The organism is Pararhodobacter sp. SW119 (assembly GCF_017811755.1).
Lineage (GTDB): Bacteria > Pseudomonadota > Alphaproteobacteria > Rhodobacterales > Rhodobacteraceae > Pararhodobacter.
The window spans coordinates 161,753-169,314 of the sequence record NZ_JADDJF010000005.1 but is presented as its reverse complement, the minus strand read 5'-3'; the positions used below and the strand labels follow the sequence as shown (position 1 = coordinate 169,314).

The 7,562-nt window shown below is 68.4% G+C and carries 5 protein-coding genes; 2 read left to right on the top strand and 3 right to left on the bottom strand.

Annotated elements, in window-relative coordinates; all coding sequences use genetic code 11:
* Positions 1-70: 70 nt before the first annotated feature.
* Positions 71-874, bottom strand: a complete 804-nt coding sequence (locus tag IM708_RS05490) for a crotonase/enoyl-CoA hydratase family protein (RefSeq protein ID WP_209425317.1) — start codon at positions 872-874, stop codon at positions 71-73.
* A 114-nt stretch (positions 875-988) separates the two neighbouring features.
* Between IM708_RS05490 and IM708_RS05485 the strand changes: the two genes are divergently transcribed.
* Positions 989-1,327, top strand: coding sequence for a cupin domain-containing protein (locus IM708_RS05485; protein ID WP_209425316.1), 339 nt, complete (start codon positions 989-991; stop codon positions 1,325-1,327).
* A gap of 179 nt (positions 1,328-1,506) precedes the next feature.
* A complete protein-coding gene (locus IM708_RS05480) occupies positions 1,507-3,165 on the top strand; it encodes an NAD+ synthase (protein ID WP_209425315.1) in 1,659 nt (552 codons plus the stop codon).
* A gap of 145 nt (positions 3,166-3,310) precedes the next feature.
* Here the strand turns inward: IM708_RS05480 and IM708_RS05475 are convergent, their stop codons facing one another.
* Both IM708_RS05475 and IM708_RS05470 read right to left on the bottom strand, forming a co-directional pair.
* Positions 3,311-4,546 (bottom strand): DEAD/DEAH box helicase, encoded by a 1,236-nt coding sequence (locus IM708_RS05475; protein WP_209425314.1) that lies wholly within the window; start codon positions 4,544-4,546, stop codon positions 3,311-3,313.
* A gap of 470 nt (positions 4,547-5,016) precedes the next feature.
* On the bottom strand, positions 5,017-7,449 hold the full coding sequence (locus IM708_RS05470; protein WP_209425313.1) for a tetratricopeptide repeat protein: 2,433 nt from the start codon (positions 7,447-7,449) through the stop codon (positions 5,017-5,019).
* Between the last annotated feature and the right edge of the window lie 113 nt (positions 7,450-7,562).

Below are 7,562 nucleotides of genomic sequence, written 5' to 3'. Positions count from 1 at the left end.
GCTCCCCCCTCGTTGGGGTGAGCCGCCGCGCGCTGTTTTCCGGAGCACCGCGTGGGGGCGGGCGGTCGCCTCAGCCCGCGGCGGGACGGACGCGGGCGGCGGACTTGTCGGCAAAAGCGCGCAGCCGGTCGCGGCTGGCCGGCTGGGTGTTCACGATGCCTGCCACCACCGATTCGGCATAGGCCGCGTCCAGCGCCGACATGTTCTGCATGTGGCTGACGGCCGAGCAGATGGCGAAGTTCGACAGCGGCGGGTTCGCGGCCGCGGTGCGCGCGATGTCGTAGGCTTTCGCCTCGCTGTGATCGACGAGGTACTGCGCCAGCCCCACCGAGACGGCTTCCTCGCCCTGATAGACGCGGCCGGTCAGCATCATGTCGATCATCCGCGCCTTGCCGACCAGGTCGGTCACCCGGATCGTCGCGCCGCCGCCGGTGAAAAGGCCGCGCTGCCCCTCGGGCAGGGCGAAATAGGTCGTCGGATCGGCGACGCGGATATGGGCGGCGCTGGCCAGTTCCAGCCCGCCGCCGACTACCGCGCCCTTGAGCGCGGCGATGATCGGAACGCCGCCGTATTCCATCTTGTTGAACGCCTCGTGCCAGCGCAGGCAGATATGCATGAAGTCCTCGGGCCGGCGATCCTCGTGCAGGTGTTCGACCAGGTCGAGGCCGGCGCAGAAATGCGTGCCGTCGCCGCGCAGGACGGCGGCGCGGGCGCCCGCGCGCGGCAGGGTGGAAAAGACCGCGATCAGATCCTCGACCGTGGCGGCGTTCAGCGCGTTGCGCTTTTCCGCCCGGTCCAGCGTCACCGTCGCGATCCCGTCCGCGTCCATTTCCACCCGCAGATGCGACAGCGTCAGATCCTCGATGCGTGCCATGTTACCCCTCCGAATTGCGGCGCGACGTTAGGCGGGCGCGGGGCCGAATGTCCAGCGCGCACTGGCCTTGCGCAGCGGGCTGGGGCAGACTGGCCCCCCAATACCGGAGGGCACATGCATTTCATCCGCCTCGAACCCGCCGCCGCCGTGCCCGAAACCTCGGCCCCCGCGCCCGAGAGGCTCATCGCCGGCGAGCCCGTCTTCACCAGCTGGGACATCGAGGAGGCGGACGGGCTTTACGCCGGCATCTGGCAGTCGACGCCGGGCAAGTGGCGGGTGGAATACGAGGAGTGGGAATACTGCCGCATCCTGTCCGGTCATTCGATCCTGACCGCGGACTCCGGCGCGGCCCAGCACCTGCGGGCGGGCGACGCGATCATCATCCGTCCCGGCTTTCGCGGCAACTGGGAGGTCGTGGAGACGACGCGCAAGGACTACGTGATCCGGGTCTGACCGAGCCGGAAAGCGGGTGCAAGCTGGGGCGTCCGCCAGCGGACAATCGACCAAAATATTGTAAAGCAACCGGAAAAGACGTGATCACAAGGAATTCTTAACCCGGTGGCGCGGGTCTTTCCCCCGCCCGCCAAACTGCTATCTAGGCCGCAGAGGTCCCGCAGATCGGAAGGCAGATCATGGCCGCCACCTTTCGCCTGACGCTTGCGCAGTTGAACCCCACGGTCGGCGCCCTGCAGGCCAATGCCGACAAGGCCCACGCCGCCTGGGAGGCGGCGCGCGACGCCGGCGCCGACATGGTGGCGCTGCCCGAGATGTTCCTGACCGGATACCAGCCGCAGGATCTGGTGCTGAAGACAGCCTTCACGCGCGATGCGATGGCGCATGTGCGCCAGTTGGCCGAGCGGTGCGCCGACGGCCCGGCGCTGGGGATCGGCGCGCCGCATGCGGAAGGCGGGCGGATCTACAATGCGTGGTACGTGCTGCAGGGGGGGCGGATCGCGGCGGTTCTGCGCAAGCACCACCTGCCGAACGAACAGGTTTTCGACGAGCGCCGCATCTATACATCGGGGGACATCTCGGGCCCCTACCGGGTGGGGCCGCTGCGCATCGGCACGCCGATCTGCGAGGATGCCTGGCACGACGACGTGGCCGAGGCGCAGGCCGAGTCGGGGGCGCAGATCCTGCTGGTACCGAACGGTTCGCCGCACGCGCGCGGGCGCTTCGACGTGCGCATGGGGCACATGGTCGCGCGGGTGGTCGAGACGGGGTTGCCGCTGGTCTACCTGAACATGGTCGGCGGGCAGGACGACCAGGTATTCGACGGCGCGTCCTTCGTGCTGAACCCGGGCGGTCGGATGGTCGCGCTGCTGCCGGGGTTCGAGGAACATCTGCGCCACATCGATTTCAGCGAGACGCCCGAGGGCTGGCGCGCCGAGCCGTCGGAACTGGCGCCGCTGCCCGACCCGATCGAGCGGGACTACCACGCGATGGTCGTGGGCACGCGCGACTATCTGGGCAAGTCGGGGTTCAAGAAGGCGCTTTTGGGGCTATCCGGCGGGATCGATTCGGCCATCGTCGCGGCCATCGCCGCCGACGCGCTGGGGCCGGAAAACCTGCGCTGCGTCATGCTACCCTCGCGCTTCACCTCGACCGACTCGCTGGAGGATGCGGCGGGCGTGGCGAAGGCGTTGGGCTGCAAGCTGGACGAGGTGGCGATCACCGGGGCGCAGGGGTCGGTGACGCAGGCGCTGGGCCCGCTGTTCGAAGGGCTGCCCGAGGACGTGACCGAGGAGAACATCCAGTCCCGCCTGCGCGGCCTGCTGCTGATGGCGCTGTCGAACAAGACCGGGGCGATGCTGCTGACCACCGGCAACAAGTCCGAGGTGGCGGTGGGCTACGCCACGATCTACGGCGACATGAACGGCGGCTTCAACCCGATCAAGGACCTCTACAAGACCCGCGTGTTCGAGACCTGCCGCTGGCGCAACGCGACCCACCGGCCGTGGATGAAGGCCCCAGCCGGCGAAGTGATCCCGCCGCGGATCATCACCAAGCCCCCCACCGCCGAGTTGCGCGCGAACCAGCGCGACGAGGACAGCCTGCCGCCCTATGACGTGCTCGACGCGATCCTGGAGGGGCTGGTCGAGCGCGACGCCTCGGTCGGTGAACTGGTGGCGGAGGGTATGGACCGCGACACGGTGCGGCGGATCGAGCATCTGCTCTACATTTCCGAATGGAAACGCTACCAGGCCGCGCCCGGGGTCCGGCTGACGCCGCGCGCCTTCTGGCTGGACCGGCGCTATCCCATGGTCAATCGGTGGCGCGACCCGTCCTGAGGCGGGCGGGAAGCGGCCAGATCGCGCGTACCGTTCCCGACACCCCGAGCACTTCGCGCCGTACGGTCGAGCGCGATCTGGTGGTCTGCTGCGGCGGCGCCTGCTCAGCCCCGCCGGGATATCCTGTGGGTAGTTGCGGTGACGATCAGGCCGCGTGACGGTGCCGGGGACGGCGACGCTTTGCCTGGGCCGGGGGCGCGCCGTTGCCGTGCCGGCGGCTTTGCGTGCTGCGGGTGCCCAGACCCTCGGATGTCGGGGCCGTGCCGCTGGCGACCGGGACGTCGGTCTTCATCAGCTTCTGGATCTGCTGTAGCAAGCCGGCTTCGTCGGGGGCGCAGAAGGCGATCGCCTCCCCCTCGCGCCCGGCGCGGGCGGTGCGGCCGATGCGGTGGATGTAGTTGTCCGGCACCTCGGGCAGATCGTAGTTGATGACATAGGCGACGCCGGGGATGTCGATGCCGCGCGCGGCGACGTCAGTGGCCACCAGCGTGGTGATCGTGCCGTCGCGGAAGGCCTTGATCGCGCGGTCGCGCTGCCCCTGGCTCTTGTTGCCGTGGATCGAGGCGGCGTTGTAGCCGTCCGCGACCAGCCCCTTCATCAGCTTCTCGGCCCCGTGCTTGGTGCGCGCGAAGACCAGCGTCAGCGCCTTCAGGTCCTGCGACAGGATCTCGCGCAGCTTGGTCGGCTTGGCGCCCTTGTCGAGGAAGTGCACCGACTGCGTGACCTTGTCCGCCGCCTTGCCCGGCGGGGCGACCTGCACGCGGCGCGGATCCTTCAGATAGGCGCGGCTCAATTCCTCGATCTGCTTGGGCATGGTGGCCGAGAAAAGCATGGTCTGGCGCGGCGTTCCCAGCCGCGGCGCGATCTTGCGCAGCGCATGGATGAAGCCCATGTCGAGCATCTGGTCGGCCTCGTCCAGCACCAGGTGGCGGACGCTGCCCAGATCGACGGCGCGGCGATCCATCAGGTCGATCAGCCGCCCGGGCGTGGCGACCAGCACGTCGGTGCCGCGCGCCAGCTGCGCGATCTGCTTGCCGATCGACTGTCCGCCGACGACGGTGACCACGGAAATCCGGGTGCCGGTGGTGAGGGTGCGCAGCGCGTCGGCGATCTGGTTGGTCAACTCGCGCGTCGGCGCCAGGATCAGCGCCTTGGCCGTCTTCGGCGCGGGGCGCCCCGGCGCGGCCAGCAGGTGGTTGACCAGCGGCAGCCCGAAGGCCAGCGTCTTGCCGGTGCCGGTCTGCGCCAGGCCCATGATGTCGTGCCCGGCCAGGGCCAGCGGGATGGCCTGGTTCTGGATCGGGGTCGGTTCGGTGAAACCGGCCCGCTGGAGCGCGGTGTTGAGCGCCGGCGCGAGGCCGAGCATGTCGAAATCGAACATTTCAAATCCTTCTTGCCACGCAAGGCCGTCGCGCCGACGTGACCGGTGGTTGGCCGCACCGATGGCGACCGGGAGGGTTTGCACAACTCGCGGACGGACGGGCTTGACCCGTCGTCCTGAAAGTCGCGTCAGGAACCCTGCGTGATGGGGAACTGATATCTGGTTGCGCTGTTGGCCCGATCCGGGCACGGCATGCTCACGCGGCAGCGCAGCGACAGGGTACAAATGGGGGATGGGTCCGTTGAAGTCAAGCGGATAAGTGCCGGGCGCGCGCGGCCGCCTTACCGGTGCGTGAGGGTCATTTGCTTTCTTGCGCGCGAATGTCGCTTGGGGTCTATCGCGTTTTCGGGAAACCGTTCGAAATACCTGAGCCAGCGAGGAACTGCGAGCGGGCTACCAACCCCTTTCGCGTCGGCGGGTTCGGGCGGCACTGGAACCGCAGCTATTCTCCTGTCCCGCAGTCCTCCTCGCTACCCGGCGTCGAGTGATTGCAGGACTTCCCGCGCGCGCCGGAATTGGGGCAGCAGGTTGTCCTCGCCCGCGATTGTAAGCGCCCGTTCGAGCGTTTCTTGAGCCTCCTGGCTGCGTTCGAGCGCCAGATAGGTCATCCCCAGGTGGTACTGTACCAACGGATCGTCGGGCAGGCCGGCCGCGGCGGGTTCGAGGTATTCGAGCGCTTCGGCGTAGTTGCCCCTGCGATACTGGATCCATCCATAGGTATCCTGGAACGCCGGGATGTCGATGCCGCGCAGGCGTTGTGCGATGGCGGTTGCGCGGTTCAGGCTTTCTTCGTCGTCGCGATGTGCCGAGATCAGGCTGGCGAGATTGTTGGCGAGGATGAGGTTGTTGGTGTCGGCGGCGTAGAGTTCCTCGTAGATGGCGATCGCGCCGTCGATATCGCCCCTCCGCTCCAACTCGGACGCGCGCAGGACGCGGGGCATGGGGGCGCCGGGTGCGGCGTCCAGGGCGGCGTCGATCACCGCTTCGGCCTCGTCGTCGCGGCCCTGCATCTGCAGAAGCGAGTAGAGGACGCGCAGCGGCGGCTCGGCGCCGGGGTATTCGGCGACAAGGTCGCGGTAGATCTGCTCGGCCTCTTCGGTGTCATCTTCCAGAAGGTAGAGGCCGGCGCGCAGGAAGCGCAGCGCCGGATTGCCGGGCTCGGCGGCAAGTTGTTCCTCGATCAGGCGCCGGGCGCCTTCGGGTTCGCCCTGCATGACCTGGGTCCGCGCAAGCTGCGCCACCGCGCCGACACCCGCGCCGTCGCGCACCATCCCTTCGAGGAAGGTGATCGTGTCCTGCGTGCGTCCCTGGCGCAGCAGCAATTCCGCCTCGACCTCGTTCGCCGCGGTGTTTCCGGCGTCGGTGTCCAGCGCGCGCATCTGCCAGACCAGTCGCGTCACGCGGTCCCAGTCGTTGCGGCGCATCTGGACCTCGGCCATCGCGCGCATCAGGGGCAGGCTCTGGGGCGAGACGTTCAGCGCGCTGCTGAGCACGGATTCGGCGCTGTCGATGCGGTCGGCCTCGAAGAGGTACCGGGCATAGTTGAGCGCCTCGCGCGCCGCGTTGCCGGAGAACTCGGCCGCCAGCGCGTAGCGTTCGCCGGCAAGGTCGCGCTCGCCCCCGCGTTCGTGCGCCTGGCCCATCAGCATCATAAGCTGGGGATCGCGCGGCGCGGCGCCCTGCGCGGTCCGCAGCGCGGCCAGGGCTTCGCCGGGTCGGTCGGCTTCGATCAGCCAAGTCGCGCGCAGCTTCAGCGCCTCGACATGGCTCGCGTCGTCCTCGAGGATGCGGTCGACCTGGGTGCGTGCCTGATCCTCGGCGTCCGTCGCGAGCAGCATCTGGGCATAAACCAGCCGCAGGTTGTTCGTGCGTTCGTCGGCTTCGGTTTCTTCTAGCAGGGATTGCATCTCGCTCAGCGCCGTGTCGCGTTCTCCGCGCTCGAACCGGATGCTGGCGCGGAGCGCGCGGTAGGTTGCCAGGTCGGCCGTGGCGTCGGGTTCCGCCGCGATCAGCTGGTCGAGTTCTTCCAGCGCGGCGTCATCGCCCGAGGTGAGGCGGAGAAACTCGACGACGACCAGTTTTTCGCTGGCGCCCGCATCCGGAGCGCCCGTCAGTTCGCGCAGGAACGCCTCGGCGGCGGCGAGATCGCCCTGCTGCATGTACCAGGCCACCATGATGCCGCGCGGTTCTTCGCGTTCCGGGAACTGCGCGAGCATCGCTCGCAACGCGCCGGGTATGTCGGCCTCGCGTTCCAGTTCGGCCAGAATGCCAAGGCGCATCCGGTGGAAGTCGTAGATGTCCGGGCGGGCCTCGATCGCGGCGTTCAGCGTGCTCAGCAAGGCCCCACGGTCGCTGGTATTGGCGGTGTGGTCGATGACGATCCGCCAGGCGGTCAGGTTTTCTTCCGAAACCTCGTCGAGATGCGCGCGCACGGTGGCCACGGCCTCGCCCGCGGCATTCGCATCGGACGCAATGGAAGCGTCGCGGTAGTCGAGGGCCGCGCCGATCAGCTGCGCGACCCGATCGTCCGGCGCCAGTTCCAGCGCGGCGCGCCCGTGCCGTTCGGCGGCTTCCCAGTTCGCACTCTCGAAGGCCAGTTCGCCGAGGGCAAGCCGGCCTTCCAGGCTATCGGGGTGCTGATCGACCAGGCGCTGGTATTCGGCGAAGGCGGCGCCGGCCTCGCCCCTTTCGCGAAGCGTGCGCGCGATGAGCACGCGCGCCTCGGGGAAGTCGTCCTTCAGGCGTACGGCATTGCGCAGTTCCAGCAGCGCCTGGCTCACCTCCCCCGATTCCAGCAGGGCGACGCCGCTTTCGAAATGGCGCTCGGCTCTCCGCTCGGAGTTTTCGCACGCCGCGAGGCTGACAGTCGCGGCAAGGACCAACGGAAGGATCAATCTGATCATGAGGCACTCATTTCATTGCAAGAGCGGAAGCGTGTAAATTCGGGAAGCGGACATGGCCACGATAGTGCACCGGGACGGTTTCCGGCAACACCGTCTGGTTTCATGCGCCGTGT

Bases quoted from the DNA above. Each gene is read 5' to 3' on its own strand.
- IM708_RS05485 (WP_209425316.1), top strand. From the start codon at position 989: ATGCATTTCATCCGCCTCGAACCCGCCGCCGCCGTGCCCGAAACCTCG.
- IM708_RS05470 (WP_209425313.1), bottom strand. From the start codon at position 7,449: ATGATCAGATTGATCCTTCCGTTGGTCCTTGCCGCGACTGTCAGCCTC.
- IM708_RS05475 (WP_209425314.1), bottom strand. From the start codon at position 4,546: ATGTTCGATTTCGACATGCTCGGCCTCGCGCCGGCGCTCAACACCGCG.
- IM708_RS05490 (WP_209425317.1), bottom strand. From the start codon at position 874: ATGGCACGCATCGAGGATCTGACGCTGTCGCATCTGCGGGTGGAAATG.
- IM708_RS05480 (WP_209425315.1), top strand. From the start codon at position 1,507: ATGGCCGCCACCTTTCGCCTGACGCTTGCGCAGTTGAACCCCACGGTC.